Genomic DNA, 25,850 nt, shown 5'->3' with positions numbered 1-25,850 from the left:
GCCTTGTTTTTGCTGAAATCGAGGTGCCGTTACAAAATCCGAGGTAGTTGTTACAACTACGACTTGGAGAGTCTTGATTTGGGGTGGTGACTTGCCAGGGTTGCCAGCCCGGACCTTGTCCGGCAGCAACCCTCAGCAGGGGAAGAGAAGAGGAGCGAAAGCCGGCGCAAGACCCGGCTACTTGACCGCGTCCCGAAGCCTGGCAAACACTTTCCAGAACGCCGCCTCTTGCGTGGTGGCGAAATTGATCCGCATCAGCGTGCTCGGCGCCCGCACCGCGTGGAACAGGGCGCCCGGAGCAATGAGGTAGCCTTCGTCGAGCATGCGCTGCGCCAGCGCATCGGTGTCGACACCGGTGTCCACCCAGCCGAACAGCCCTGCCGGCTCGGTCGCGAAGCTGCAGCCGTGGGCGATGGCCAGCTTGACGCTGCGGGCGCGCGCGGCATCGAGCCGGGTGCGTATGCGCTCGGCGTGGCGGCGCAGCTGGCCCTGGTCTATGCACCAGGCCAGCGCTTTTTCGAGCAGGGCCGGCGTGGTCAGCGTCGCCAGCAGCTTGGTGTCCAGAAGGCGTTCAACCAGGTCGGGCGGCGCGGCCATGAAGCCGACGCGCCAGCCCGGCGCGAGGATTTTGGCGAAACCACTGACGTAAATCGTGCGCTGCAGGCCGTCCAGCGAGCACAGCCGGGTCGCGTGTTCGGGCGCCAGGTGGCTGTAGGTGTCGTCTTCAACAATGTGGAAGTTGTGCTGCATCGCCAGCTGCAGCACGCGGTGGGCGCTGCCCGGCGTGAGGCAATAGCCGGTGGGGTTGTGGAACACGCTGACACTGACAAACAGCTTGGGCTGGTGGATCTCGCAATACTGGGCCATGACCTCGAGGTCGGGCCCGTCGGCGCGGCGCGGCACCGGCAGGATGCGCATGCCCAAAGCATCGAGCCGGGCAAATTCCACGGCCCAGCCGGGCTCCTCCACCATCACGCAGTCGCCGGCGCGCAGCAAGGTGCGGCTCACGATGTCCAGCGCATGGGTGGCGCCCACGGTGGTGATGATCTGCTCGGGCACCGCATGCACATTGAGCGCGCTCAGTTTTTGCGACAGTGCGCGGCGCAGGCCGCTGTCACCCATGGGTTCGCCGTACTGCAGCGAAAAATCCCGAAGCGCGCTGACGCTGGTCACCTTGCGCACGGCCGCCGGCATGAAGGTGGTCTCCAGCCACTCCGGCGGAAACACGCCCATGCCGGGCTGCGGTTTGTTGCTGACCTTGTGGAACATGCCGCGTATCAAGGCCGTGGCGTCGACCGGCGCCTGGCGCGCGGCCATCCAGCTGGCGGTGCTCCAGGCGCCCAACGGCGCCAGGTCAACCGCGGCCTGGTCGCCGGCCTGCTTTGCCGTGTGCTTTCCCGCTGCGCTCCCGGCCGCCGCCCCGAGCGCGGGAGCCAATGCCGCATTCAAGGACGCATCGCGCACAAAAAAGCCGCGGTTCTTGCGCGCCACGACCAGGCCCTGCGCCAGCAGCTGGTCATACGCGGCCACCACGGTGGACACGCTCACGCCCTGCTGCTCGGCGCACAGCCGCACCGAAGGCAGGCGCGCGCCCGGCGCCAGCAAGCGGCTGCGGATGCGCTCGGCAAAACGCGCCGAGAGCTGTTCGGTCAAAGACTGGGAGGCGGCTTTCATCAACATGGCAGGGCCTTTGGTCGCTCTCTACAAGGGCGTGTGCTGACTATTTGACCAGTACAGTTTTGGAATTTGTACCGATAACTGTATTGGTGGTGTACTGCTTTCAACTATAAAGTGAGAAGCATGAACTGGCAAGAATTTACGGCTTTACTGGTGCTGGCCACGGCGATGAGTTTCTCGCCCGGCCCCAACACCACGCTGTCCACCGCGCTGGGCGCCAACCACGGCTTGCGCCGCGCGCTGCCTTTTGTCTGCGCCGTGCCGGTCGGCTGGGGTGCGCTGCTGCTGGTGTGCGCGCTGGGCCTGGGTGCGCTGGTGCTGGCGGTTCCGCTGCTGAGCTGGGCCGTCAAGGTCGTCGGCGTGGCTTACCTGCTGTGGCTGGCTTTCAAGGTCGCGCGCTCGCGCCAGCTCAGCGAGGCCGACGCGGCCCGGCTGAACGTCACTTTCTGGCAGGGCGCCGCGCTGCAGTTCGTCAACATCAAGGCCTGGATGCTGGCGCTGGCCATTGTGAGCGGCTGGATCGCCGGCCGCGAGGCGCCGGGCATGCGCCTGGCCATCGTGCTGCCCGTGATGCTGGCCTACGCCTTCGTGAGCAACCTGGTGTATGCCCTCGCCGGCTCGCTGCTGCGCGACTGGCTTTGCGGTCCCGACGGCAGCGGCCTGCGCCTGCGCTGGTTCAACTACGTCATGGCGGCCGTGCTGGTGGCCACCGCGGTCTGGATGCTCTTTATATGAACTCCCAAGCGCAAATCACCAAAGGGCTGTGGCTGGGCTTGCTGGGCATCGTGATCTTCTCGGTCACGCTGCCGATGACGCGGCTGGCCGTGGGCACGCCCGATGCGCCGCAGATGTCCGGCCTCTTCATCGCGCTGGGCCGCGCCGTGGTGGCCGCGGGCCTGTCGGCGGTGTTCCTGCTGGCCACGCGAGCGCCTTTTCCCCGGCGCGAAGACTGGTGGCCGCTGGCCGCGACGGCGGGCGGCGTGGTGTTCGGCTTTCCGCTTTTCACCTCCATCGCCATGCGCCACGTGGAAGCCGTGCATGCCGCCGTGATCATCGGCGCCCTGCCGCTGGCCACCGCCGCCGTGGGCGCTTTGCTGCACCGCCAGCGGCCGTCTACCGGCTTCTGGCTGTGCGCGGCCCTGGGCAGTGCGCTGGTGGTGGCCTTTGCCATGCTGCGTTCGGGCAACAGCGCCAGCCTGGCCATCAGCCCGGCCGACCTCCTGCTGCTGGCAGCGGTGCTGTGCGCCGCTGTCGGTTATGGCTACGGCGCCAGGCTCTCGCAGCGCATGCGGGCCGAACATGTGATCTGCTGGGCGCTGGTGCTGTCCCTGCCGCTGACCTTGCCCCTTGGCGCCTGGAGCTGGCCGACGCAAGCGATCCGGCCATCCGCCTGGTGGGGCTTCGGCTACGTCGCGGTGTTCTCGATGTGGCTGGGCTTTTTCGCCTGGTACCGCGGCCTGGCGCTGGGCGGCACGGTGCGCGTGAGCCAGGTGCAATTGCTGCAGCCGTTTTTGTCCATGCTGTTCGCGGTGCCGCTGCTGGGCGAGCGCCTGGACGCTGTGACCGTAGGCTTCGGCCTGGCCGTGATCGCCACCGTGTTCATCGGCAAAAAAATGCCGGTGCACCAGCCGGCCGCCATGCACGCTTCTCTGTTGAACCCGAGGAAGACCTGATGTACTGCGCTTCGTTTATTTTTGAGCCCGGCACCTATGACGAGCGCTTCCACGCACTGGACGCGCTGATCGAGGAAGCCGCCCACGCCACGCCCGGCTACCTGGGCGCGGAAACCTGGCGTTCGCCCGACGGCGCGCGCAGCAACGCGACCTATTTCTGGGACAACCAGGAGGCGCTGCGCGCCTTCTCGGCCCACCCCAAGCACCTGGAAGCCAAACGCCAGTACACCCAGTGGTACAAGGGCTTTCACATCGTCATCTCGCAGGTACTGCGCTCTTACGGCGACGGCACCATCGCGCACATCACCCCCAACGAACGCGCTCGCAAACCGGCCCAGGCAGCATGAACATCAGCAACATCCCTTTCGGCACGACGGACTGGTCCGCCGTAGCCCGCACCGAACATTCAGCCCTGGAAGGCAAGGCCTTCTGGCGCACGCAGAGGTTCGGCGACGTGCGCGTGCGCATGGTCGAGTACACGCCGGGCTATGTGTCCGACCACTGGTGCAAAAAAGGCCACATCCTGCTGTGCCTGCAGGGGCAGCTGCACACCGAGCTCGAAGACGGCCGCCGCTTCACGCTGGAGCCCGGCATGAGCTACCAGGTGGCCGACCAGGCCGAGGCGCACCGCTCGACGTCGCCGCTGGGCGCGACCCTGTTTGTGGTGGATTGAGCAGCCGTATCGCATGAGCGGTCTCTTGCGCAAAACCACCAGGCTGCGATCATGTATTTTTTCAACCATTGTGTGAGCCGGGCCGCCCGATGCGGCCCCCAAGGAGGAGAGTGAGATGAGCGACATGACATGGACCCAGGCGCAGCGCGCCCACAAGATGAACCCCTCGGTGATCCGCGAGATCCTCAAGGTCACCGAGAAGCCCGGCATCATCAGTTTTGCCGGCGGCCTGCCCTCGCCCAAGACTTTTCCGGTTGCCGCCTTCCGTGAAGCCTGTGACAAGGTGCTGCGCGAAGACGGCCATGCCGCGCTGCAGTACGCCGCCAGCGAAGGCTACGCACCGCTGCGCGAGATGGTGGCTGCCATGCTGCCCTGGGATGTCGACCCGGCGCAGGTGCTGATCACCACCGGATCCCAGCAAGGCCTGGACCTGATCGCCAAAATCCTGATAGACGCCGGCAGCCGCGTGCTGGTGGAAACACCCACCTACCTGGGCGCACTGCAGGCCTTCACGCCCATGGAACCCGAGGTCGTGGGCGTGGCCAGCGACGAGGAAGGTGTGGACATCAAGGACCTCGCTTCCAAAGCCGCGGGCGCGCGTTTCTTTTACGTGCTGCCCAACTTCCAGAACCCGACCGGCCGCACCATGAGCGAAGCGCGCCGCGCCGCGCTGAGCGCCGAGGCTGCGCGCCTGGGCCTGCCCATCGTCGAGGACAACCCCTACGGCGACCTGTGGTTCGACACCCCGCCGCCGCTGCCGCTGACGGCGCGCAACCCTGAAGGCTGCGTCTACATGGGCTCCTTCTCCAAGATCCTGGCGCCCGGCCTGCGCCTGGGCTTTATGGTCGCGCCCAAGTCGCTGTACCCCAAGCTGCTGCAGGCCAAGCAGGCGGCCGACCTGCACACGCCCGGCTTCAACCAACGCATGGTGGTCGAGACCATGAAGAACAACTTCCTGGAGCGCCACGTGCCGACCATACGCGCGCTCTACAAATCGCAGCGCGACGCCATGCTGGCCGCCATGCAGCGCGACATGCCCGAAGGCGTGAGCTGGAACACGCCGGCCGGCGGCATGTTTTTGTGGGCGCGCCTGCCCGAAGGCATGAACGCCATCGACCTGCTGCCCAAGGCCGTGGAGCGCAACGTGGCTTTCGTGCCCGGCTGGGCCTTCTATGCCGACCACGCCGACGCCCGCACCCTGCGCCTGTCCTTCGTGACCTCCAGCGTCGAGCAGATCAACATCGGGATCGCCGCGCTGGCCGCGGCGATACGCGAGCAGATGCCGGCCGGTGCGCCTGCACTGCGCGCGGCAGCATGACGATCGCGAAAGGAACCTGACATGCTTCATCTCTGGGGACGCATCAGCTCCATCAATGTGCGCAAGGTCGTCTGGGCTGCGCAGGAACTCGGGCTGACGATGCAGCGCACCGACGCCGGCGGGCAGTTCGGCATCGTCAGGGAGGCCGGGTACCGCCGCAAGAACCCGAATGCCCTGGTGCCGCTGATGGAAGACGGTGAAGTCCTGGTCTGGGAGTCCAACGTCATCGTGCGCTACCTGTGCGCCAAGCACGCACCGGACAATTTCTACCCGACGGCGCTGCCGCAGCGCTTTGCCGCCGAGCAGTGGATGGACTGGCAGCAAACCACCTTCAACCCGGCCGGCCGCGCGGCCTTCGTGCAATGGATACGTACGCCCGCAGAGCAGCGCAATGCCGGCCTCATCGCGCAATCCGTGGCCGCCACCGAACCGCTGCTGGACTTGCTCGATGCGCACCTGGCCGACCATGCCTACATAGGCGGCGAGCGCTTCGGCATGGCCGACATCCCGCTGGGCTGCGAAATGCACCGCTGGTTCGGCCTTCCGCAGCCCCGTGCCGCGCGGCCCCACCTGGACCGCTGGTACCAAAACCTGCTGGCCCGGCCCGCCGCACGCGGCGTGCTCGACCTTCCCCTCTCCTGAAACCTTCAACCCTCCCCGGAACCTGAAAGCCCCCATGAAGCAGCGTGCATTCAAGCAAGTCGACGTGTTCACCCCCACCCCGTACTACGGCAACCCGCTTGCCGTGGTACTGGACGGCAGCGGCCTGGACGATGCCGCGATGCAGCGCTTTGCCAAATGGACCAACCTGTCGGAAACCACCTTCCTGCTGCCGCCCACGGACCCAACGGCCGACTACGGCGTGCGCATTTTCACGCCGGGCGGCGAGCTGCCTTTCGCCGGCCACCCCACGCTGGGCAGCTGCCATAGCTGGCTGGAGGCCGGCGGGCAGCCGCGTTCCAAAGACTTCATCGTGCAGGAATGCAAAGTGGGCCTGGTCAAGATACGCCGCGAGCCGGGCACCAGGCGCCTGGCCTTTGCCGCGCCGGCCCTCAAGCGCACCGCGCCCAGCCCCACAACGCTGGCCCAGGTGGCCACCGCGCTGGGGCTCAAGGCAAGCCAGGTGCTGGCCGCGCAATGCCTGGACAACGGCCCGCTCTGGCTGGGGCTGCTGCTGGACAGCCCCGAGACCGTGCTGAGCCTCTCACCCGACCACAGGGCGCTGGCCAAGCTGGGAACCAAGGTAGGCGTCGTCGCCCGTTACCCCCATGAGGAAGCGGCGCCGCTGATAGGACGGGCCAACCGGGAGGCCAAGGCTTTTGCAAGGTCCACGCCTTCCTTTGCGCCGGACTTTGAAGTGCGCGCCTTTGTCTCGCCCGTAGGCGTCGACGAAGACCCTGTCACCGGAAGCCTCAACGCCAGCCTGGCGCAATGGCTGATCGCCGAGGGCCATGCGCCCGAGCGCTACACCGCTTCGCAGGGTGTGTGCCTGGGCCGCGCGGGCCAGGTGCATCTCGAGCGTGATACCGCCGGCCAGGCCGCTTCGACAGTCTCAGGACAGGTCTGGGTTGGGGGCGAGTCGGTCACTTGCGTTGATGGAAAAGTGACGGTCTGAACCATGGTCCCGGAAACCACCACCGCATCCCCGCCGCTTGCCTCGCAGGTCGACCACCTCGTGGTGGCTGCGGCCAGCCTGGAGCAGGGTGTGCAGTGGTGCGAACGCGTGCTGGGCATCACGCCCGGGCCGGGCGGCGAGCATGTGCTGATGGGCACGCACAACCGGCTTTTCAGCATCGCCTCGCCGGCGTTTCCCACGGCCTACTTTGAAATCATCGCCGTCCAGCCCGGCAAACCCTGCACGCGCCCCGCGCCGGCCAGGCGCTGGTTTGACCTGGACGACCTGGAGCTGCAGCTGCAACTGGGCAAGGGGGGCCCGCAGCTGGTGCACTTCGCGGCCTCCACCACCCGCGCACAGGGTGGGGTGCGCGCGCTGGCCCGCCTGGGACTGGACCGCGGCGAAGTGCTGGAGGCTTCGCGCATGACGCCGCAAGGCTTGCTGTCCTGGAAGATCACCGTGCGCGAAGACGGCCAGCGCCTGTTCTATGGCGCACTGCCCACACTGATCCAATGGGGCGAGACCCATCCCACCCAAAACATGGCGCCCTCGGGCGTCACCCTGCAGTCGCTGCATGCCAGCCACCCGCGGCCCGATGCGCTACGCGCCGGCTACGAGGCCATAAGCCTGGCTGGCGTGGGCCTGTCGCAGGGCCCGCCCAACCTCATCGCCACGCTGCAGACGCCGCGCGGCCTTGTCACGCTTGAATCGAAGGGGATATAGAGCTTATGAATGCCATGTTTACCACGACCGAACTCGCCTGGTTTGCCCTCGCCGCCTTTGTGCTGGTGATCACGCCCGGGCCCAACATGATTTACTGCATTTCGCGCACGCTGTGCCAAGGCCGCGGCGCCGGCCTGGTGTCGCTGAGCGGCGTGGCGCTGGGCTTTGTGGTGCATCTATTGGCGGCTTCCTTTGGTTTGACGGCGCTGCTGCTGGCCGTGCCGCTGGCCTTTGATGCGATCAAGGTGGCGGGCGCGGCCTATTTGCTGTGGCTGGCCTGGCAGGCCGTCAAGCCGGGCGGCCTCGCACCCTTTGAAACACGCGAGCTGCCGCAAGACCCGCCCCGCACGCTGTTCCTCATGGGCTTTATGACCAACTTGCTCAACCCCAAGGTCGCGATGTTTTACCTCTCCTTCTTCCCGCAGTTCCTGCACCCCGAGCGCGGCGACCTGCTGCTGCAAAGCCTGACCCTGGGCGCGGTGCAGATCAGCGTCAGCACCAGCGTGAATACGGTACTGATCTGCTTTGCCGCGGCGATTGCCGGCTTCCTGAACCGCAACATCAGCTGGATGCGCGTGCAGCGGTATGTGATGGGCACGGTGCTGGGCCTGCTGGCGCTGCGCCTGCTGACCGAAAAACGGGCGGCCGCATGAGCCGCCGGGCCGTTCCCAAGGCGAATACCGCAGCTCGCAGAGCGGAGGCTAGCCAATGAGCGCCGTCCTCGACCAGGCGCCGGCGCTGGAGAACAGCCTGCTGCCCTCGCTGCGCGAGATCGAAGACGCGGCCCGCGTCGTCTACCGCGAATTCCAGGCCACGCCGCAATACCGCTGGGGCCTCTCAAGCCAGCGCCTGGGCACCGACTGCTGGATCAAGCACGAAAACCACACACCGGTCGGCGCCTTCAAGCTGCGCGGCGGCCTCACGTATTTCGAGGCACTCAAGCAGCGTGACGAGATGCCGAATGAAGTCATCAGCGCCACGCGCGGCAATCACGGCCAGAGCATAGGCTGGGCCGCCCGCGCCCACGGCGTGGCTTGCACCATCGTGGTCCCGCACGGCAACTCGGTCGAGAAAAACGCCGCCATGCGCGCGCTGGGCGTGAGCTTGATCGAGCACGGCCAGGACTTCCAGGAAAGCCGCGAATTCGCCATGGCGCTGGCGGCCGAGCGCGGCGCCCACATGGTGCCCAGCTTCCATGCCGACCTGCTGCGCGGCGTCAGCACCTACTGGTGGGAACTCATGCTGGCCGTGCCGCAGCTCGACGTGGTCTATGTGCCGATCGGTCAGGGCTCGGGCGCGTGCTCCGCGATTGCCGCGAAGCTGGCCTTGAAACGCAAGCTGCGCATCGTCGGCGTGGTAAGTTCGCATGCCACCACCTACGCCGATTCAATGGCTGCCGGCCGCGTGGTGGAGGCGCCGGTCACCACGCAGCTGGCCGACGGGATGGCCTGCCGCGTTGCCGACGCCGCCGCGCTCGGCATCCTGCTGCCGCACCTGGACCACATCGTGAAGGTGAGCGACACCGAGGTTGCGCAGGCCATGCGCGACCTCTACACGGACACCCACAATGTGGCCGAGGGTGCCGGCGCAGCGAGTTTTGCCGCCGCCATGAAGGAACGCGGGCAGCTCAAGGAACAGGTCGTCGGCATCACCTTGTGCGGCGGCAATGTGGACCGGACCGTGTTCGCGGATGTACTGGCCGGGCCTCAAGCCTGAGTTGCCGCGGCGTGCACCCGCGCCGGTCAACGGCCCGCGGGGATTGCCAGACGCGGCGCCAGGGCGGAGATCATTCGCAGCGCGGACACCGGAACCAGCCTGAACAGCAAGGCCAGGTGCCGCAAGGGCACTTTTGCCTTGAGGATGGCGCCGTAATCGCAAGAGGCCTCATGCGGGAAATAATTTTCGCGAACCGCGACGATTTCCCTCCAGCCTTTGCCGTGGTAGTAGCGCAGTTGCGGGTCCACGGGCAGTCCTGCGCGGGTCGCCCGCGCATAGGCCTCCACGCATGCGCCGGGGTTGCGCTCCAGGTGGCGCTTGAGCCCGGGCATGGGTGAGCCCAGGAATATTTCGCGGTACCCGCGCTTGAGCAGGTAGAGGTAGTAAAAGGCCAAAAGCTGTATAGCCGCGCCGGGGTCTACGCTGGTCAGGCTGATGCCGAACATGCAGCGGGCTCCCTTTGGTTGCGGCAGCTTCCCCGCGGGCTGGGCGTCCAGGCTCGCACTTTGTGCCCAGCTGCCGGGGTCGGTCCATTCGGCATCATGGGTGGGCTTCGCAAAGACCGAGCCCAGCAGTTCACCGGTATGGGCGCAGAAAGCGCCACCACAGAGATCGGGATGGGCCTGCATCCTCTCGCGGAATTCTGCAGGGCCCGCCGCCTGTTCAGGCGTCCACTGCCTGCGTTCGAGGGCCAGCAGTGCGGGTATGTCGTCCGTCCGCAGAAATCGCGTGGTAAACCGGCGTGGCCGGGGTGCTGGAGTTTTCGCCAAAGCGGATTCCTTTCCTGAGGTCAAAAAGTGGTGGCAGGTGCGCTCGCTCAACGGGCTGCATGGCAGGTGCACCGCCTGCCGGCAGAGGGCATGGCGTCGTGGACGAGCTGGCGTATTCCTGTCGAAAGCCAAAGGCCGGCGACATGCGGCATGGGCCCGAAAAACCCGCTGAGAAAAATGCTGCTCTCCAGGTTGACGACTTCATGCCACCAGCCCTTGGGAACATGGATGGCGTCACCGGGTTGGAGGTCGGCAACAAACAGCGACGCCTCGGGCAGACGGCGCGTTGCGAGCTCCTGGATTCCAATGTCGGCCAGCCGCGCCCAGCGGTCGTACTTGGAAGACAGGGCGCCTTGGGCTTGCACGACACCGGGCCGCGCCAGGTAAAAGCGCTTGGCCCCGCGCAGCAGCACGGCCAGGTTGTCCAGCAGGTCGTAGTGCAGGCCGGTGTGGGCGCCTCGCGGTCCTATCCATGCGCTGCTGGCGACATGGTGGCGCGGGGGAAACAGGGCTTGCATATCCACGTCGTTTCGCAGCGCGGGAAATTCGCGAAGCAGGTCAAACTCCTTGAGGTGCGCGGTCCTGGCGCCCTCTCCCCAGATGGCCCCCTTGGACGCGAGGCTGCCGACGCAGGCGTCGAAGGTCGAGGTAACGAAACCCGTTTCTCCCAGTTCGCGATTGCCGATCACCAGTGTCACAGGGCGGTCTCTGCCCAGAGTCGCGAGATGGTCGAATGTCCAGCGCTGCGTCGCCGGCCACTGCGCAGCCGCGCCACGGATGACGCAGGGATGCAGCGCATTCGGCCTCACGGCGTAAGGGGCCTGGTGCTCGTTGACCGGCGCGAGCAAGCCGGGGGAGATGTCCGGAATGTTTGAATTCATCGGCAATGACCCCAAGCATGGGGCCCGCGTATGGCACTGGCATGACAAAACCATGAGCGCCGCGGTGCGGCCCGGCCGGTCGCACGGGCGACTGGCGGGCGCCCGGTGATTCGTCACAATTTGCGCATGGGAACCCTCTATCTCGTGCGCCACGGCCAGGCCTCGTTTGGCGAAGACGACTACGACGTGCTCAGCCCCATGGGGCGCCAGCAAAGCGTGCGCCTGGGGGAATACTTCAAATACAAGGGCATCGCTTTTGACGCGGCCTACACCGGCACGCTGCAGCGCCAGGTCAACACCTTTGCCGGCATCTGCGAGGGCATGGGGATTGACATGCAGGCCGAGCAACGGCCCGGGCTCAATGAATACGACAGCCATGCCGTCATAGGCGCGATACACCCGCACAAGCTTGAAAAACCCACCACGCCCGAGCAATACCGCGGTCATTTCCGGCTGCTGCGCGACGGCCTGGCACAGTGGATGGCCGGTGTCGTCAGCCCCAGGGGCATGCCAAGCTACACGGAATTCGTCGCCGGCATCACGGATGTGCTGGACCACATCCGCAGCACCCACAGCGGCAATGTGCTGCTGGTCTCCAGCGGCGGGCCGATCTCGACCGCGGTCGGCCATGTGCTGGGCACCAGCCCGGAAACCACCATAGAACTCAACCTGCGCATACGCAACTGCTCACTCACCGAGTTCGCCTTCACGCCCAAGCGCCACATGCTGGTGACCTACAACACGCTGCCGCACCTGGACGCGCCCGAGCACGCGAGCTGGATCACCTACGCCTGAAACGCTTCCGGCGTAAGAATCTCGCAAGCTGCAAGAGGCCACGTGGTGTTTTTACCATTGCCGGGATAAGGGCAAGCACAGATACTCTTTGGCACATGAGCGCCGTCCCCAGCCCCATCCACAGCATCGAGCCCAGCCTCGCCGTCGCGGGCATACATCTTCACGCCGGCAGTGCCGATGCACTGGCCGCGTCCAGCTACAGCTTCCTGGTGCAACTCGAGCAGCTGGGCCTGCAGGACGCGGTGGAAACCGCGGAACTCCCCGCGAGCGAGGGCGTCGTCAGCGGGCGGCGGTTTCGCCTCAAAGCCGGGCTGGCGGAAAAATGGGCGCCCGGCCTGGACACGCTGTCCCTGGCCGAAAAACTGCAACTCGACACGGTTAACAGCAGCGACGACCTGGAGCGCGAAATCCTGCTGGCCATGATGCTCAGTCCCATCGCCTTCGAGTTTCCCAGCCATGAAGAGCTGGCCTCGGCGGTGCGCGTGCGCCGCAACATCGTGCTGGCCGCGCGCAAGACGGCGCTGGAATTCCACACCACCGAAGTCAACCGGCCCGAGGATTGTTGGACCTATTCAGAGGACGACGGCTTCACCGTGCGGCCCGGCCATGCGCTGATTCCGGCCCTGCAAAAAGCCACCCAGCCTGAGGCCTCCGGCAAGCTGTATTCCTTTTCCTGCTACCGCGCGACCGAGTATGTGATCCTGCTGGCCATCGCGCAGGAACTCGAAGCCTGCAACCCGGCCCTGCTGGCCGGCCTGCAGCAGCGCTGGGAGCGGCGCGCCATCATGTCGGGCAAGTTCCATGATGTGTTCCTGCGCGAGTACGGCTCCATGGAGCAACCGCTGCCACCGAAATACTATGTCCCCGGTGATCGTCTCTGGTTCCGCAACCCCGACGAACATTCGTCCGACGTTTCGGGTTACGAAGGCTCCTGGGTGTTCTACATCGGCAACGGCCTGTTCACCAATTTCTGGAAGCGCGAGCAGCCCTACACGCTGACGGCCAAATGCCTGGAGCTGTTTCACTGGCGGCATGCGACGTACACCGATGACGCCGGTGAGCTGCGCATCAACGAAAGCATCGTCGAAGCCGGCGTCAAGGCCTCAGTCGCTGACCCTGCCGAGACCGCGCGCATCCTGGAGCTGATGCTGCGCATGCGCGAGCCCAAAGGCGTCTACCAGTCGGGCGGCTGCATAGACACCTCGCGCGAGTACCCGCGCTGGATGCGGCCCGGCACGGCTGACATGGTGCTGCCGCCCGTTTGAAGATTCGGCTTATTTGGAGGCGCTGACGCGCCAGACCGCATTGCCCACATCGTCGGCCACCAGCAGCGCACCGCGCTTGTCCATGGCCACACCCACAGGCCTGCCGTAAGCATGGCCCTCGGGGCTCAGGAAGCCGCCCAGCACGTCGACCGGCAAGCCCGAAGGCAAGCCATTCTCGAAGGGCACAAACACCACCTTGTAACCGCTGTGCGGCCTGCGGTTCCAGGATCCGTGCTCGCCGACGAACACGCCGGAGGCCAGCGAGGGCGGCAGCGCCTTGCCCTCCGAAAAAGCCATGCCCAGCGGCGCCACGTGTGAGCCCAGTGCGTAGTCGGGCGGTACGGCCTTGGCGACCAGATCGGGCCGCGGCGGCCGTACGCGTTCATCCACGTTCTTGCCGTAATAGCTATAGGGCCAGCCGTAGAACACGCCGTCGCGCACCGAAGTCAGGTAGTCGGGCACCAGGTCGCTGCCGATCTCGTCGCGTTCATTGACCACCGTCCAGAGCGCGCCTGTGCCGGGCGCCCAGCCCATGCCGTTGGGGTTGCGCAGGCCGGAGGCAAACACGCGGTGGCTGCCGGTCTTGGCGTCCACCTCCCAGATGGCGGCGCGGCCGGTTTCCGCCTCCATGCCGCGCTCACCGACGTTGCTGTTGGAGCCTACGGTCACATACAGCTTGCCGCCGTCGGGGCTGGCGATGATGTTCTTGGTCCAGTGATGGTTGATGGGGCCGGCCGGCAAGTCCACCACCTTGACGGGCGCCGCCGTGATGGTGGTCTGGCCCGGCTGGTAAGGGAAACGCACAACGGCGTCGGTGTTGGCGACATAAAAATCATTGCCCACGAGCACCATGCCAAAGGGCGAGTTGAGGTTTTCCAGGAACACACTGCGGCTCTCGGCCTTGCCATCGCCGTCTGCATCGCGGAGCAAGGTGATGCGGTTGGCCGTGGGCGTGCCGGCGCCGGCGCGGCCCATCACTTTTTTCATGAACCAGCCCCGCAGGCCCTTGCCGTCCTCGGGCTTGGGCGGGGCGTTGGTCTCGGCCACCAGCACGTCGCCATTGGGCAGCACATAGACCCAGCGCGGATGGTCCAGCCCGCTCGCCAGGGGCGTCACCGCAAGGCCGGCCATGGGCGTGGGCATGCGCCCCTCGGGCCAGCCCTCGGCCGGTGCGATGTGCACGGTGGGGATCAGGCTCTTTGTGGGCTGCGGCAACGTGGGGTTGGAACCCATGCCGGCTTCGGGCGGCAGCAGGGCAGTGTCGCCGCAAGCTACGAGGCCGCCCACGATGGCCACGCATGCCGCAGCCGCAGGCCAGGTTTTGATGGAAAAGCCGGGGGCGCGCATAAAAATTCTCCCTGGTGCCGCGCCGCACCAAATGCGCCGCCCGACCAGTGTGCGCCCGCCGCGCCAAGGACGCTGTCAGCCGCCCGCCTCCTGCGCTGTCAGCGCCCACCCCGCAAGCCTGCACATCTCCCCGTTCGGGCTGAGCCTGTCGAAGCCCTTCGACCCTTCGACAGGCTCAGGACAGGCCAAGCTCAGGGCGAACGGGAGGGGAAATCGTTCTTACCCCGGCAACAGCGGCAGGTCGGCCTTCTTCAGCGTGCGCAGCACAAAGCTGGACTTGCTGTGGCGTATGCCCTTGATCTTGTAGAGCCGCTCGCGCAGCAGGCGCTCATAGTCCTTGGTGTCCTGCACCGCGATGCGCAGCAAATAGTCATATTCGCCGGACACCAGCCAAGCCTCAATCACCTCGGGAATCGCGGCCAGGGTTTCGCCGAATTTTTCGAGCGTGTTGTCGGAATGGCTGTCCAGGGTGACCTGCACCAGCACCGTGTCGCCCAGGCCCAGGGCCTGCGCATTGAGGCGCACCGTGTAGCCCTCGATCACGCCGGCCTCCTCCATCTTTTTGATGCGGCCCCAACAAGGCGAGGGGCTCAGGCCCACGGCCTGGCCGATATCCTGCAGGCTGGTGCGTGCATCGGCCTGCAAAACCTGAAGAATTTTCCGGTCCAAAGTGTCCATGCAACTAATTTATCTGATTTTTTGAAATTTGCAGATTTTTTATCTGTATTCAGCAAATCCGGCAGCAAATCAAGCAAATTATTCGGCCGCACCCGGGCGATACTTTCTTCCATGGCAGCGGGCTTACCGGTCCGTCTGGCAAGGCAAAGCTCCCAGCAAGTTACCGCTCGCTGGGGGCTTTTTTTTCAGGCAGCCGCGCACTGCAGCCGCAATTCAAAACAAACCCCATCGTCCAGGTTGCGCACGGTGATGGTGCCGCCCATCTTGGCCATATAGGTCTTGGCGACAAACAGGCCCTGGCCGCGTTGCCCCGGTGCGCCGGCATCGGTGTCGGGCAGGTCGGACACCCCGTATTCAAAAATCTTGTCCAGCATGCCGGCGTCTATCCGCGGGCCCAGGTTGCTGATGGCGATCAGCGCCTCGGGCGCAGTGGCGCCCTCCTGCGCTTGCAGCGACAGCGTGATGCGGATCAGGCTGCCGGGCAGGCGGTAGCGTTCAGCATTGCGCAGCACGTGCGAGACCACGTCCTCCAGCGAATACTCATCGGCCCGCACCGTCACCGGCTGGGCCAAGGGCTCAAAGGCCACGCCGGGGATGCCGGCCGCCGCGGCGTTGCGTGCGACATGGCACAGGAATTCGTTGGCGTCCAGGGTTTGCACATTGAGGGCGGTGGACTCAAAGGCCTCGCTGGGTGAAGCGCTGCCGTAAAGCACGCGCACGGCTTGCTGCATGCGGCTGATGTAGCGGTGCGCCGGGTCATCCGGGCTGCCGTGCAGCACCATCAGCGACTGCAGCGGCGACATGATTTCATGGCCGACCGCATGCCAGGTGTCTTTCTCCTGCGCCACGCGGATCTGCTCACGCCGCACGTCTTCGTTCACGCGCTGCAGCAAGTCCTGCAGGCCGCCGGCCAGCACGCCCAGCTCGTCGCCGCCGCGCAGGTCGGCCAGGTCCACCGCCGCCAGGCTGTCGCTGGCCCGCACGCCCTTGGACACGGTGGCGGCGCGGCGGGTCAGCACGGTGATGCGGCGGATGATGCGCAGTTCAATCGCCAGCCAGGTCGCAAAAATGGCCAGCAGCATGCCGCCGACAAACCAGGACACGCGGGTGGCGACCGCCGTCAGGGCCTTGTTGACGCTGCGGATGTCGCCGGTCAACGTAAGCTCATAGCGCCCCAGCGGCGTGCTGATGACATCGGTGCTGGTGACGGGCGCGTCATAGCCCTCGACCTGCAGCCGGCGTATCAGCCAGGCGATCAGCGGCGAGGAGCGCTCGGCGGCCTCGGCGCCGGACAACGCCACGATGTCCTTGCCGACGCCACCCGCGCCCAGTTTGCGTATGCGCAGCTTTTCCCCGGGCAACAGCAAAGGCGTCAATTCGGCCCACGAAAAAGGCGCGGTGGCGCCTGCCGTATTGCTGTCGAACAGAGGCTTGCCCTCGCCAGGGGCCAGCATTTCCACCTGCACTTTGATCTGGTCCAGGTCGGCCGGGGGCCAGACGATGCCGGCCGGCCCTTTGGCAAACAGCGCCTCGCGAAACAGCTCCACCGGCAGGCGCACGCTGACAAAGGCGCGCCGCGCGCAGTCCGGATCCGCCGCTGGCGCGCCATCGACGCAGCGGCCGTCCTGCCAGAGCCAGCCGCGAAAATCGCGCACCGGCCGGCTGGCCGGCGTGAGGGGGCCGTCGTCGGCAAACCCCACGAGCCGCCCCCGGGTGTTGGCAAAGGGCGAGGCGTTGCGGCCCTCATCCACGGCCTGCATGGCCTGGAAAGGCGCGATCCAGCGGTAGCGCTGGCCGCGCATGTCGACCGTGATGCGCGCGCGGTGCGCCAGGCTCAGATCCAGCGTGCCCGAGGTGTGCGACACTAGCGGCCCGCTGTTGAAGCTGCCGACGGCATAGATAAAGCCGCCGGCAAAGGGGTTGTTGCCCACGGCCACGCACATCGAGGCCGCATCGCGGTATTGCACCAGGCAGCCGGCCATCTCCACGGCCTGCTGGGCCTTGTTGCGGTCGTCAAAATCAAGGGCCGAAAACGGCAGCACCAGCGGGCGCAGCGGCGTCACCTCATGCTCGTAGGCCGTGGGGTTGAGCAGCACCAGCTGGCCCGTGGGATGGCGCAGCTTGGCGGCGATCTGCGCCTGGTTCTTGCGAAAGCCGTCCTGGTAGTTGCGGTAGCTGCGCTCTTTTTCGTCCTGCAGCACGGCAACGGCCAGCGCGACGGTGGCCAGCCCCAGCAGCAAAAAAGCACCGCGAAAGAAAACCCGCAGGCCGAAGGGCACGCGCGCCGGCAGCAGGCGCTCGACGTCCAGCCCGGCCGGCAGCTTCACGCCTTGCCCTCGGCCGCCTCGGCCCAGCGAAAGCCGCGCATGGGCACGTTCTCAATGCCCTCGAACGACGCATCGATTTCCTTGAAGGCGTCGCGTATGGTGCTCACGTGCTTGCGGATGTTGTCGCGGTTGCGGCCGCTTTTGACGACCTGGTAAAGGTCCTCATAGCTGACCACCTCGCCGCGCCGCGCATGCAGCGCCGCCAGGATGCGCTGCGCCGTCAGCGGCAGATTCACGCGCTGGCCGCGCCAGATGGCCGTGTTCTGGCGCAGCGGGTCCAGCTGCAGTTCCTGCCCATCCGCCGCCGGCGCCTTCCCCGCAGGCCTGGCCTTGGCGCTGCGCAGGATGTCCAGGAAGGTCTCGATGAAATCGGCTTCCTCAAACGTGGTTTTTTGCAGGTAGTCCCAGGCGTCCAGCGCTTTCATGATGCTGCGGTAGATGGCGGCCGGCATGGCCGACACCACCAGCACCGGCGTGCCCTGCCGCTGCTTGTTGATGGCGTTGATGATGGCCACGCCGGCATGGCGCTCGCGCCCCAGCTCGATGTCCAGCACCACGGCGTCGTAGCCCTCACGGGCGATAGCGGCTTCGGCGTCGTCGCGGTTGAACCACTGGTCGACCTGTATGCCCGGCCGGGCCGATTCAATCCAGCCCTTGAGCTGCTTGCTCATGGGCAAATCGTCTTCGATGACGGCAATTTTGGTCATGGGTCGTGCGAAGTAAAGGGGTGGCTTGATTATGGGTGCGGGCCGCACCCGGCCGTGTGAGTGTTTCTTCCGTTGGCGGATGAATGCCGCCGCCAAACCGCGCAAAGACACCGCCCAGGCGCATTGAATGCTCCGGGCCCGCTTCGAACAATGGAGGCCAGAGAGAACACAAGCCTGTGCCTCTCGCCAAACCAACCGGAGGAGCCCCATCATGAACCCACGCCTTGCCCGCATCGCCTTGCGCATCCGCGCCATCTTTTCCAGGGGGGTGCACGGCACCCGCCGCATCGCCGCCGATGGCGTGCGCCGCACCGCCGGCGCCCGCGGCCTGATGATCGCCACCGCCGCCGCGGGTGCCGCCGGCTACCTGCTGTGGGTGCACCCGCCCATGGAGTCGGTGGCGCGCGGCGATGTGGCCATCCGCACCAACCAGCTGACGGGCGGCGTCGACGAGTTCCGCGAAGGCTCGTTGTTGCTGCTGCCCGGCCTGCATGAACTGCGTACCTTCTCGCTGCGCGACCAGGTCTATCGCCCCGAAGGCAGCAGCCGTGCCGACGGCCCCGCGCCTTTCCAGTCCATCGAGGGCATGTCGCTCGGCGTGGACCTCACGGTGCGCTACGCGCTGGACCCGGCCAAGGTCAACGCGCTGTCAAAAAATCTGCCCGACGACATCGCCGGCCAGATCGTGCAGCCCGCCGTGCAAGGCGTGATCTACAAAATCTTCACGCGCTACACCGTGCGGGAAATCTTCTCGAGCAAGCGCGCCGAAATCCAGCAGCTCATCGAAGCTGAACTCAAACCCAAGCTGGCGGCCGACGGCATCCTGCTGCGCACGGTGCAGATGGGCAAGGTGGACCTGCCTGCGGACTACCGCCACGGGATGGACAATCTGCTGGCTGAAGAACTTGCCACGGAAAAGATGCGTTACACGCTGGCCCTGAAGGAAAAGCGCGTCAAGGAAACCGAGCTGGACGCGATGGCCGAAAAAGTGCGCCGCGAAACCAACGCGCAGGCCGCTGCCAACGAGCAGGTGATCGCGGCCCGGGCGCAGGAGGAAGCCATGAAGCATGTGCTGCCCTTCAAGCAAAAGCAGATTGAGCAGCGCCAGCTCGAAGCCGAGGCCGAGAAACAGTCGCGCATACGCACGGCCGAAGGCAGCGCCCAGGCACGGCGCATCGAGGCCGCGGGCGAGGCCGATTCGCGGCAGAAGCTGGCCGACGCCGAAGCCTACCGGCTGGACCGCGTGGGCAAGATCAACAGCGAGCAGATGGCGCGCGAAGGCGTGCTGGTCACACGCCACCCGCTGCTGATCCAGAAAACCATGGCCGACAAGCTCAGCGACAAGATCACCGTCATCATCGCCCCGCCCTCCACCAGCGGCGGTTTTGTGGGCGCGGGCCTGCTGGGCGGCGCGCCCAAAGCCGGTCGCGCCGCAGCACAGGCACCCCGCGACGCTGAAACGCAAGAAGACAAAGAGGCCGAATGATGATCACCACCGCACTCCTCACACTGGCCATCGTGACGCAGGACCAGGCCAGCCTGCGCGCGGCGCCCCGCGACTCGGCCGCGCAGCAGGCCGCCCTGTGGCAGGGCGACGCGCTCGAAATCCGCGGCCAGCGCATGGACTACCTGCAGGTCTACGACCACAGGCGCGAACGCGCGGGTTTTATCCATGTGAGCCAGGTGCGCACCGTCTCGCTGCAGCCCGAGGAAGCGCCGCAGCTGCTGTCGGTGGTGCGCTTCCTGCGCGAAAGCCCGGGCGCCGAGGCCCTGGGCATTGCCTACACCGCCGCCTACCTCAAGGCTGCGCCGGCCGAGGCCATAGGCGCAGAAGCCTTCGACGCGCTGGGCACCATGGCCGAGCGCCTGGCGCGCCGCGCCTCCCTGAAGCACGGCAAGGCGACCAGCGACGTGATCTCCGCGCACGTGGAAGTGGCCTCTTTTTACGGCGTGGGCTTCAATGGCTATGAGCAGGGCGGCAGCATGCAGCTTTGCTACAACGGCGAGGCCTTTCGCCGCGTGCTGGCCTTGCCATCCGACGCCGAGCAGCGCGCCCGCGCCGCCCTGGCCCTGACCCGACCCGACTGCATGAGCCCCGACCTGCATCCGCAGGAGCGCCTGCAGCAAGACCAATGGCGCGCCGAGGTGCTGGACAAGCTCAGCGCCGCGCAGTTCGCCGCACTGCCCGAAGTCAGTAAAAACCGCTTGCGCCTGCGCCGCGCCGGCGTGCACGCCAGCCTGGCTTTTGCGCAGGCACGCCGGGGCGACGCGCCCGCGGCAGCCGCCCAGCGCGCGCTGGCGGAACTCGCCGCAGTGAACAAGCTTGAATTGACTGACAACGACAAACAGGACTACAACGACGCGGCGATCCGTGTAGGCGCCTCGCGCTGGGCCGCCGAAACCGCTTTGCCCCGTTTCGCCAAACTGACCCTGGCCACCGAAGCCGGACAAGCCGGCGAAACCTGCGTGGCGCTGTATGAAAACAAGGCGGACGGCAAACCCGGCAAGGACGCCGTGGCCAAACGCTGCACTTTCGGTATCGTCTGGGCCGCCTCCGCCAGCGCCCACCCCGACGGCCAAGCCCTGGCGCTCGCAGTGCAACCGCTGGACGCCTGGCGCGAGCTATGGGTGTTTCGCAAAAGCGCAGGCCAGTGGACGATTGAAGTGCTGCCGCCCGCCAGCAACGGCCCTGAATTGGGTTACGTGGAATTCGCCGGCTGGGTGCGCGGCGCGCCGCAAATGCTGCTGGCCCGCGAGACCCGGATCGCCGGGCGCCTGCGCCGCAATTTTGAAGTGGCCCGCCTGGATACCTTGACGGCCGAGAAGCAGGCCGGGGACCCAGGCACGCTGGCGGCCTTCCGCTGGCAGGATGCCGCGTGGAAACGACAGACGGTGATCCTGCGCTAAACCGGCTCCTTTAGAACGCGGTCTTGTCGCTCAACGTATCGGCCGGCAGCTGGTCGATTTCCACCAGCAGCCGCGCCAGGCTGCGGCCCGCGGCGCCCAGCAAGGCGCGGCCTTTTTCGGCGGTGGCGGCGGCGGCATCGCCCGCTGCGCCGTGGGGGTTGTAGTCCTGCATCTGCCAGGCCAGCTTGGCGCTGCGGCCGTCGCCCAGGATGCTGAATTGTTCAGCGCGGTCTTGAGACGTGGAACGGAAGTTTTGTGCTTTCGCCATGTCGACCTGCTCGGGCTTGAGCGCCAGCATCATGGAAGTCTCGATCTCGCCGGCATGGATGCCGAAGCGGTGCTCCTCGGCGCTGAACAAATCGTTCACCGATTTCCCATCTTCACCCGTGAGCGGCAGGTTGAACCAGTTCACGCTGTAGACCAGCATGCCCAGCCGCGCCCGCAGGTCACGCGCCACCACATCCAGCAGCCCGACCTGGCCGCCATGGGAATTGAGCAGCACCAGTTTTTTGACGCCGGTCTGCGCGACCGATTCGGCCAGCTCGGTCCACAGGCGTATCACGGTTTCGGATTTCAGCGTGAGTGTTCCGGGAAAGCGCGTGTGCTCGGGACTGAAGCCCACGGCCTGCGTGGGCAGAAACAGGACCGGCTGCGCGGCCGGCAGATGCGGCAAGGCGGCTGCGACCACGCCGTCCACCAGCGTCGCATCGACATTGAGCGGCAGGTGTGGGCCATGCTGCTCCGTGGCGGCTACCGGCAGCACCGCAATGCAGCGGGCGAGGTTCAGGCCTGCGAAGTCGGGGCTTTGGAGGTCGGACCAGAAGCGATGAGGATTGGGGGATAGGGTGGTCATGAGGTATTTTGAGCCATTTACGCAGGTTCAAGCCGCCGCGGCAGCCTTCTGAATCTCTTCCTTATGCCCCGCCAGCCCCGCCAGCTGATTCAAATGCCGTCCTTGCCGCTCGGCGCCTTGCCGGCCAGCCCGCAAAGGAGACGTCATGCGCACGGCACCCAGTGCCTCGGCCAGGCATTGCGGCCGTCCGCGCGCACCGCTGGCCAGGTAGTCGGCCAGCAAGGCGCCGCGCACGTCTTCAGCTTTCAGACAGCGCGCCACCGTGAGGTGCTCAAACAGCAAGTCCACCAGCTTCTCAAATGCGAATTCATGCGTCTTGCCGGTGGTCAGCCACAGCCAGTCGCTGAAGCGCAAGAAGTTGCCGAAAGCCGACCCCGGCGCCAGCAGCAGTTCAAGCCCACGCGCGAAGCGGCCCGAATTCGCGACCATCTCCCAATAGCGCGCAAAGCGGTTGATGCGCTGCATGGTGGCAAAGTCGATCGTCGAGTTTTGCAGGATGGTGTACGGCGTCTGCGGGTCGTAGGCCATGGCGAATTCCGCCGTGTGCCGGGTGATGGGCGTGCCGCGAAGGCGCTTCAGGATGCCGAACTGGATTTCGTGCGGTGCGAGTTCATGCAGGCGGTCAAAACCGTCGGCAAAACTTTCCAGGGTTTCACCGGGCAGGCCGAAGATCAGGTCGGCGTGCACATGCGCCCGGCTTTCAGTCACCAGCCAGCGCAGGTTGTCGGCGGTTTTGACGTTGTCCTGCTTGCGCGAGATGCGCTGCTGCACCTCGGGGTTGAAGCTCTGGATGCCGACTTCAAACTGCAGCGAGCCCGCGGGGAACTGCGCGATCAAGGCCTTGAGCCGCTCGGGCAGGCTGTCGGGCACGACTTCAAAATGCACAAACAAGTCGGGCGCCATCCTGTCGAGGAAGAACTGCAAAATGCGCACCGAGTTCTCGACCTTGAGGTTAAAGGTGCGATCCACAAACTTGAAGTTGCGCGCGCCGCGGAGGTGCAGCGCGTCCATTTCCGCCATGAACACGTCCAGGTCAAAAGCCCACGCGGTTTTGTCGAGCGAGCTCAGGCAGAACTCGCACTTGAAAGGGCAGCCGCGCGAGGCTTCGACATACAGCAGGCGCTTGGCCAGGTCTTCAGGGGTGTACTCGTTGTAGGGCAGGGCCAGCGTTTCCAGCGGCGGCTGTTCGCCGGCTATCACTTTCATGAGCGGCTGCGGGCCGTGGAGCAACGCGCGGCACAGTTTCGGAAAACTCACATCGCCCCAGCCGGTGACCACATGGTCGGCCAGGCGGCAGATTTCCTGCTGGTCTGTCTCGTAACTGACCTCGGGCCCGCCCAGAACGATCTTGATATCGGGCCGCAAGGCCTTGAGCAGGCGCACGACCTGCGTGGTCTCGACCACATTCCAGATATAGATGCCCAGGCCAATCACCTCGGGTTCCAGCGCCAGCAGCTCTTCGACGATTTGCGTGGGCCGCTGCTGGATCACGAATTCGCGCAGCTGCGTGGCTTCGCGCAGGCCGGGTCCGCCATGCCTGTCCATATTCGCCAGCAGATAGCGCAGGCCCAGCGAAGCGTGGATGTACTTCGCATTCAGGGTGGCGAGGACAATACGGGGCATGACCCTATTATCGGAGTTGGCTCCGAAAACGACTGTAATCAGGTGGCTGGCGCCGGCCAGCCCCCAGGAACTAATGCCCCCAAGGCCCGCTCACACCCGCACCATGGATTTCAAGCGCCCCCTGTTCGCCGCCCTCTCCGCTACGATTTTGATAGCTTTTGGCGCAATAGCCACGGTGGCAAACGCCCAGGGATCGCCTATCAGCCTGCCCGGCAAAGGCAGCCGCGCCGCAGCCGCCAGCGTGGTCACCACCGACCAGGTGCGGGCCGAACTGCTGGCCTGGGCACCCGAGGGTGTGGAGCCCGGCAAGCCGGTCTGGGTGGGCCTGGCGCTCACGCACCAGCCCGAGTGGCATACCTACTGGAAAAATTCGGGGGACTCCGGCCTGCCGACGCAGCTCGACTGGCAGTTGCCCGCCGGCATCGATGCCGGAGAGATCGCCTGGCCGACACCGAAGAAAATTCCCATCGACACGCTGGCCAATTACGGCTACGAAAAAACCGTGCTGCTGCCGGTGCCGCTGACGGTGGCGTCCAGCTTTGCCGGCAACCAGCTGGACGTCAAACTCAAGGCGGCCTGGCTGGTGTGCCGCAAGGAATGCATTCCGCAGGAAGGCGAGTTTGGGCTCAGTATCCCGGTGCGCAGCTCGACCGCTGCCAGCAGCCAGCTCTTCAAAGACACCTTTGCTGCGACGCCCAAGGCCCTGGCGGCCGGTGCCAGCCAGGTGGAAGTCGGCGGCGGCAAGACCATCAAGATTTCGCTGGCAGGCCTGCCCGCAGCGCTGCGGGGCCAGACGCTCGCGCTCTACCCTGAAACCGGCAGCGTGATCGAACCTGCCGCCGCCTGGCAGCAGGCCTGGCAGGGCGCGGTGTGGACGGCCGAGGTGCCTTTGTCCAGCCAGCGCAGCGAAAGCCCGGCCAGCATGCCGCTGGTGGTCGCGTTGGAGAACGCGGCCTATCGCATCGACGCGCCGGTCAAGGGCACATGGCCCGCCCCGGCGGCTGCCGCCGTGGTGCCGCCGGCGCTGGAAGCGGCGCTGCGCGCCAATGCGGCTACCGGCGCCGCACCTGTCCAGAGCGGCTCCGCACCCGTGGGCCTGATCGCCGCGCTGCTGGGCGCCTTGTTGGGCGGGCTGGTGCTCAACCTCATGCCCTGCGTGTTCCCGGTGCTGGCCATCAAAGTCGTGGGCTTTGTGCAGGTGAAAGACCAGGCAACCCGCCTGACGACAGGCCTGGCTTACACCGTGGGCGTGGTGCTGTCCTTCCTTGCGCTGGGTGCGCTGCTGCTGGGCCTGCGTGCCGCCGGCGAACAGCTGGGCTGGGGCTTCCAGTTGCAGAACCCGGCCGTGGTCGCGCTGCTGGCGGCGCTGTTCACGGTGCTGGGCTTGAACCTCGCGGGCCTGTTTGAATTCGGCAATGTGCTGCCGGGACGGCTCGCGGGCTGGCAGGCAAAAAATCCCACGGTCAATGCCTTCCTCTCGGGCGTGCTGGCCACGGCGATTGCCTCGCCCTGCACCGCCCCTTTCATGGGCGCATCGCTGGGTTATGCCGTCAGCCTGCCCGCCCTGCAGGCGCTCTCGGTGTTCGCGGCCATCGGCGTGGGCATGGCCCTGCCCTACCTGGCCGCCAGCGCCATCCCGGCCGTCGCGCGCGCCCTGCCGCGTCCCGGGCCGTGGATGGTGACTTTCAAGCAATTGATGGCCTTCCCGATGTTCGCTACCGTGGCCTGGCTGGTCTGGGTGCTGGGCCAGCAAAGCGGTGTGGACGGCGCGGGCGCGCTGCTGGCACTGCTGGTGTTGCTGACGCTGGCGATCTGGTCCCTCACCCTGCGCGGCACGGCACGCACGCTGCTGGCGGCTTTTTCCATCGCGCTGTGCGCGCTGGGCTTGTGGTCCATAGGCCCCAACATCACGCGGCCTGCGGCCATCGCCACGGCCGCGCCGGCCGCCGGCGGCTGGCAGGCCTGGGAGCCGGGCCGGGTTGACCAGCTCGCGGCGCAAGGGCAAAGTGTGTTCGTGGACTTCACCGCCGCCTGGTGCGTGACCTGCCAGTACAACAAGAAGACCACACTGGCCCATGCCGGGGTGCTGGCCGACATGCAGGCAAAAAACGTGGCGCTGCTGCGCGCCGACTGGACGCGGCGCGACCCGGCCGTGACGGCGGCGCTGGCCCAGCTGGGCCGCAACGGTGTGCCGGTGTATGTGATCTACAAGCCCGGACGCGCACCCGTCGTGCTGTCGGAAATCCTGTCGGTGGATGAGGTGAGGGCCGAGCTGGCCAAGCTGTGAACCTGTCGCTGATTC

At 66.2% G+C, this 25,850-nt stretch carries 24 protein-coding genes; 15 read left to right on the top strand and 9 right to left on the bottom strand.

Annotation, left to right across the window (positions count from 1 at the left end; genetic code table 11):
- Nucleotides 1-177: 177 nt before the first annotated feature.
- Nucleotides 178-1,680, bottom strand: coding sequence for an aminotransferase-like domain-containing protein (locus tag AC1DXS_RS04635; RefSeq protein WP_477736399.1), 1,503 nt, complete (start codon nucleotides 1,678-1,680; stop codon nucleotides 178-180).
- A gap of 120 nt (nucleotides 1,681-1,800) precedes the next feature.
- Here AC1DXS_RS04635 and AC1DXS_RS04630 point away from each other — a divergent pair, with 120 nt between their 5' ends.
- The 10 genes from AC1DXS_RS04630 (at nucleotide 1,801) to AC1DXS_RS04585 (ending at nucleotide 9,395) form a co-directional block, all read left to right on the top strand.
- On the top strand, nucleotides 1,801-2,412 hold the full coding sequence (locus AC1DXS_RS04630) for a LysE family translocator (protein ID WP_477736398.1): 612 nt from the start codon (nucleotides 1,801-1,803) through the stop codon (nucleotides 2,410-2,412).
- Nucleotides 2,409-3,350, top strand: coding sequence for a DMT family transporter (locus AC1DXS_RS04625; RefSeq protein WP_477736397.1), 942 nt, complete (start codon nucleotides 2,409-2,411; stop codon nucleotides 3,348-3,350). The genes AC1DXS_RS04630 and AC1DXS_RS04625 overlap by 4 nt, the downstream gene beginning before the upstream one ends.
- Complete coding sequence (locus tag AC1DXS_RS04620; protein WP_477736396.1) at nucleotides 3,350-3,697, top strand: antibiotic biosynthesis monooxygenase family protein; 348 nt, start codon at nucleotides 3,350-3,352, stop codon at nucleotides 3,695-3,697. Before AC1DXS_RS04625 ends, AC1DXS_RS04620 begins: the two co-directional genes overlap by 1 nt.
- Nucleotides 3,694-4,023, top strand: coding sequence for a DHCW motif cupin fold protein (locus AC1DXS_RS04615; RefSeq protein ID WP_477736395.1), 330 nt, complete (start codon nucleotides 3,694-3,696; stop codon nucleotides 4,021-4,023). Before AC1DXS_RS04620 ends, AC1DXS_RS04615 begins: the two co-directional genes overlap by 4 nt.
- A gap of 124 nt (nucleotides 4,024-4,147) precedes the next feature.
- The gene (locus AC1DXS_RS04610; protein ID WP_477736438.1) at nucleotides 4,148-5,341 is read left to right on the top strand and encodes an aminotransferase-like domain-containing protein; all 1,194 of its coding nucleotides are present in this window, start codon (nucleotides 4,148-4,150) and stop codon (nucleotides 5,339-5,341) included.
- Between the two features lie 21 nt (nucleotides 5,342-5,362).
- Nucleotides 5,363-5,983: a glutathione S-transferase gene (locus tag AC1DXS_RS04605; protein ID WP_477736394.1), complete on the top strand. Its 621-nt coding sequence runs from the start codon at nucleotides 5,363-5,365 to the stop codon at nucleotides 5,981-5,983.
- Between the two features lie 34 nt (nucleotides 5,984-6,017).
- Nucleotides 6,018-6,956: a PhzF family phenazine biosynthesis protein gene (locus AC1DXS_RS04600; RefSeq protein ID WP_477736393.1), complete on the top strand. Its 939-nt coding sequence runs from the start codon at nucleotides 6,018-6,020 to the stop codon at nucleotides 6,954-6,956.
- Nucleotides 6,957-6,959: 3 nt separating this feature from the next.
- Nucleotides 6,960-7,679 (top strand): VOC family protein, encoded by a 720-nt coding sequence (locus AC1DXS_RS04595; RefSeq protein WP_477736392.1) that lies wholly within the window; start codon nucleotides 6,960-6,962, stop codon nucleotides 7,677-7,679.
- A gap of 14 nt (nucleotides 7,680-7,693) precedes the next feature.
- Nucleotides 7,694-8,332 carry a LysE family translocator gene (locus tag AC1DXS_RS04590; protein WP_477736437.1) on the top strand — a complete coding sequence of 213 codons (639 nt, stop codon included), beginning with the start codon at nucleotides 7,694-7,696 and terminating at the stop codon, nucleotides 8,330-8,332.
- Between the two features lie 55 nt (nucleotides 8,333-8,387).
- Complete coding sequence (locus tag AC1DXS_RS04585) at nucleotides 8,388-9,395, top strand: threonine dehydratase (protein ID WP_477736391.1); 1,008 nt, start codon at nucleotides 8,388-8,390, stop codon at nucleotides 9,393-9,395.
- A gap of 26 nt (nucleotides 9,396-9,421) precedes the next feature.
- Here AC1DXS_RS04585 and AC1DXS_RS04580 read toward each other — a convergent pair whose 3' ends face one another.
- Together AC1DXS_RS04580 and AC1DXS_RS04575 are read right to left on the bottom strand one after the other, a co-directional pair.
- Nucleotides 9,422-10,024 (bottom strand): hypothetical protein, encoded by a 603-nt coding sequence (locus AC1DXS_RS04580; RefSeq protein WP_477736390.1) that lies wholly within the window; start codon nucleotides 10,022-10,024, stop codon nucleotides 9,422-9,424.
- Nucleotides 10,025-10,212: 188 nt separating this feature from the next.
- A complete protein-coding gene (locus tag AC1DXS_RS04575; RefSeq protein ID WP_477736389.1) occupies nucleotides 10,213-11,046 on the bottom strand; it encodes a cupin-like domain-containing protein in 834 nt (277 codons plus the stop codon).
- A 126-nt stretch (nucleotides 11,047-11,172) separates the two neighbouring features.
- Between AC1DXS_RS04575 and AC1DXS_RS04570 the strand changes: the two genes are divergently transcribed.
- The gene (locus tag AC1DXS_RS04570) at nucleotides 11,173-11,841 is read left to right on the top strand and encodes a histidine phosphatase family protein (protein ID WP_477736388.1); all 669 of its coding nucleotides are present in this window, start codon (nucleotides 11,173-11,175) and stop codon (nucleotides 11,839-11,841) included.
- Nucleotides 11,842-11,936: 95 nt separating this feature from the next.
- Nucleotides 11,937-13,106 (top strand): hypothetical protein, encoded by a 1,170-nt coding sequence (locus tag AC1DXS_RS04565; RefSeq protein WP_477736387.1) that lies wholly within the window; start codon nucleotides 11,937-11,939, stop codon nucleotides 13,104-13,106.
- Nucleotides 13,107-13,115: 9 nt separating this feature from the next.
- Here AC1DXS_RS04565 and AC1DXS_RS04560 read toward each other — a convergent pair whose 3' ends face one another.
- The 4 genes from AC1DXS_RS04560 to AC1DXS_RS04545 form a co-directional block, all read right to left on the bottom strand.
- Nucleotides 13,116-14,453 carry a PQQ-dependent sugar dehydrogenase gene (locus tag AC1DXS_RS04560; protein WP_477736386.1) on the bottom strand — a complete coding sequence of 446 codons (1,338 nt, stop codon included), beginning with the start codon at nucleotides 14,451-14,453 and terminating at the stop codon, nucleotides 13,116-13,118.
- 219 nt (nucleotides 14,454-14,672) lie between these two features.
- Nucleotides 14,673-15,131, bottom strand: a complete 459-nt coding sequence (locus tag AC1DXS_RS04555) for an Lrp/AsnC family transcriptional regulator (RefSeq protein WP_477736385.1) — start codon at nucleotides 15,129-15,131, stop codon at nucleotides 14,673-14,675.
- A 185-nt stretch (nucleotides 15,132-15,316) separates the two neighbouring features.
- Complete coding sequence (locus tag AC1DXS_RS04550) at nucleotides 15,317-17,458, bottom strand: sensor histidine kinase (RefSeq protein ID WP_477736384.1); 2,142 nt, start codon at nucleotides 17,456-17,458, stop codon at nucleotides 15,317-15,319.
- Complete coding sequence (locus tag AC1DXS_RS04545) at nucleotides 17,455-18,165, bottom strand: response regulator transcription factor (RefSeq protein WP_477736383.1); 711 nt, start codon at nucleotides 18,163-18,165, stop codon at nucleotides 17,455-17,457. Before AC1DXS_RS04545 ends, AC1DXS_RS04550 begins: the two co-directional genes overlap by 4 nt.
- A gap of 211 nt (nucleotides 18,166-18,376) precedes the next feature.
- Here AC1DXS_RS04545 and AC1DXS_RS04540 point away from each other — a divergent pair, with 211 nt between their 5' ends.
- Together AC1DXS_RS04540 and AC1DXS_RS04535 are read left to right on the top strand one after the other, a co-directional pair.
- Nucleotides 18,377-19,651, top strand: coding sequence for an SPFH domain-containing protein (locus AC1DXS_RS04540; RefSeq protein WP_477736382.1), 1,275 nt, complete (start codon nucleotides 18,377-18,379; stop codon nucleotides 19,649-19,651).
- Nucleotides 19,651-21,072, top strand: coding sequence for a hypothetical protein (locus AC1DXS_RS04535; protein WP_477736436.1), 1,422 nt, complete (start codon nucleotides 19,651-19,653; stop codon nucleotides 21,070-21,072). Before AC1DXS_RS04540 ends, AC1DXS_RS04535 begins: the two co-directional genes overlap by 1 nt.
- A gap of 10 nt (nucleotides 21,073-21,082) precedes the next feature.
- Here AC1DXS_RS04535 and AC1DXS_RS04530 read toward each other — a convergent pair whose 3' ends face one another.
- Together AC1DXS_RS04530 and AC1DXS_RS04525 are read right to left on the bottom strand one after the other, a co-directional pair.
- The gene (locus AC1DXS_RS04530; RefSeq protein ID WP_477736381.1) at nucleotides 21,083-21,925 is read right to left on the bottom strand and encodes a creatininase family protein; all 843 of its coding nucleotides are present in this window, start codon (nucleotides 21,923-21,925) and stop codon (nucleotides 21,083-21,085) included.
- 27 nt (nucleotides 21,926-21,952) lie between these two features.
- The gene (locus AC1DXS_RS04525) at nucleotides 21,953-23,548 is read right to left on the bottom strand and encodes a B12-binding domain-containing radical SAM protein (RefSeq protein WP_477736380.1); all 1,596 of its coding nucleotides are present in this window, start codon (nucleotides 23,546-23,548) and stop codon (nucleotides 21,953-21,955) included.
- A 103-nt stretch (nucleotides 23,549-23,651) separates the two neighbouring features.
- Here AC1DXS_RS04525 and AC1DXS_RS04520 point away from each other — a divergent pair, with 103 nt between their 5' ends.
- Complete coding sequence (locus tag AC1DXS_RS04520) at nucleotides 23,652-25,835, top strand: protein-disulfide reductase DsbD family protein (RefSeq protein WP_477736379.1); 2,184 nt, start codon at nucleotides 23,652-23,654, stop codon at nucleotides 25,833-25,835.
- Nucleotides 25,836-25,850: the final 15 nt, after the last annotated feature.

The sequence above is a fragment of the Polaromonas sp. P3_B1 genome (assembly GCF_056402935.1).
The sequence above is the reverse complement of the archived record's forward strand: the minus strand, read 5'-3'. Positions and strand labels throughout refer to the sequence as shown.

Coding starts and splice junctions, on each gene's coding strand:
- AC1DXS_RS04565 (WP_477736387.1), top strand. CDS start 11,937: ATGAGCGCCGTCCCCAGCCCCATCCACAGCATCGAGCCCAGCCTCGCC.
- AC1DXS_RS04575 (WP_477736389.1), bottom strand. CDS start 11,046: ATGAATTCAAACATTCCGGACATCTCCCCCGGCTTGCTCGCGCCGGTC.
- AC1DXS_RS04580 (WP_477736390.1), bottom strand. CDS start 10,024: ATGCAGGCCCATCCCGATCTCTGTGGTGGCGCTTTCTGCGCCCATACC.
- AC1DXS_RS04620 (WP_477736396.1), top strand. CDS start 3,350: ATGTACTGCGCTTCGTTTATTTTTGAGCCCGGCACCTATGACGAGCGC.
- AC1DXS_RS04560 (WP_477736386.1), bottom strand. CDS start 14,453: ATGCGCGCCCCCGGCTTTTCCATCAAAACCTGGCCTGCGGCTGCGGCA.
- AC1DXS_RS04535 (WP_477736436.1), top strand. CDS start 19,651: ATGATCACCACCGCACTCCTCACACTGGCCATCGTGACGCAGGACCAG.
- AC1DXS_RS04555 (WP_477736385.1), bottom strand. CDS start 15,131: ATGGACACTTTGGACCGGAAAATTCTTCAGGTTTTGCAGGCCGATGCA.
- AC1DXS_RS04630 (WP_477736398.1), top strand. CDS start 1,801: ATGAACTGGCAAGAATTTACGGCTTTACTGGTGCTGGCCACGGCGATG.
- AC1DXS_RS04525 (WP_477736380.1), bottom strand. CDS start 23,548: ATGCCCCGTATTGTCCTCGCCACCCTGAATGCGAAGTACATCCACGCT.
- AC1DXS_RS04585 (WP_477736391.1), top strand. CDS start 8,388: ATGAGCGCCGTCCTCGACCAGGCGCCGGCGCTGGAGAACAGCCTGCTG.
- AC1DXS_RS04570 (WP_477736388.1), top strand. CDS start 11,173: ATGGGAACCCTCTATCTCGTGCGCCACGGCCAGGCCTCGTTTGGCGAA.
- AC1DXS_RS04540 (WP_477736382.1), top strand. CDS start 18,377: ATGAACCCACGCCTTGCCCGCATCGCCTTGCGCATCCGCGCCATCTTT.
- AC1DXS_RS04615 (WP_477736395.1), top strand. CDS start 3,694: ATGAACATCAGCAACATCCCTTTCGGCACGACGGACTGGTCCGCCGTA.
- AC1DXS_RS04625 (WP_477736397.1), top strand. CDS start 2,409: ATGAACTCCCAAGCGCAAATCACCAAAGGGCTGTGGCTGGGCTTGCTG.
- AC1DXS_RS04520 (WP_477736379.1), top strand. CDS start 23,652: ATGGATTTCAAGCGCCCCCTGTTCGCCGCCCTCTCCGCTACGATTTTG.
- AC1DXS_RS04545 (WP_477736383.1), bottom strand. CDS start 18,165: ATGACCAAAATTGCCGTCATCGAAGACGATTTGCCCATGAGCAAGCAG.
- AC1DXS_RS04605 (WP_477736394.1), top strand. CDS start 5,363: ATGCTTCATCTCTGGGGACGCATCAGCTCCATCAATGTGCGCAAGGTC.
- AC1DXS_RS04595 (WP_477736392.1), top strand. CDS start 6,960: ATGGTCCCGGAAACCACCACCGCATCCCCGCCGCTTGCCTCGCAGGTC.
- AC1DXS_RS04635 (WP_477736399.1), bottom strand. CDS start 1,680: ATGTTGATGAAAGCCGCCTCCCAGTCTTTGACCGAACAGCTCTCGGCG.
- AC1DXS_RS04610 (WP_477736438.1), top strand. CDS start 4,148: ATGACATGGACCCAGGCGCAGCGCGCCCACAAGATGAACCCCTCGGTG.
- AC1DXS_RS04600 (WP_477736393.1), top strand. CDS start 6,018: ATGAAGCAGCGTGCATTCAAGCAAGTCGACGTGTTCACCCCCACCCCG.
- AC1DXS_RS04590 (WP_477736437.1), top strand. CDS start 7,694: ATGTTTACCACGACCGAACTCGCCTGGTTTGCCCTCGCCGCCTTTGTG.
- AC1DXS_RS04530 (WP_477736381.1), bottom strand. CDS start 21,925: ATGACCACCCTATCCCCCAATCCTCATCGCTTCTGGTCCGACCTCCAA.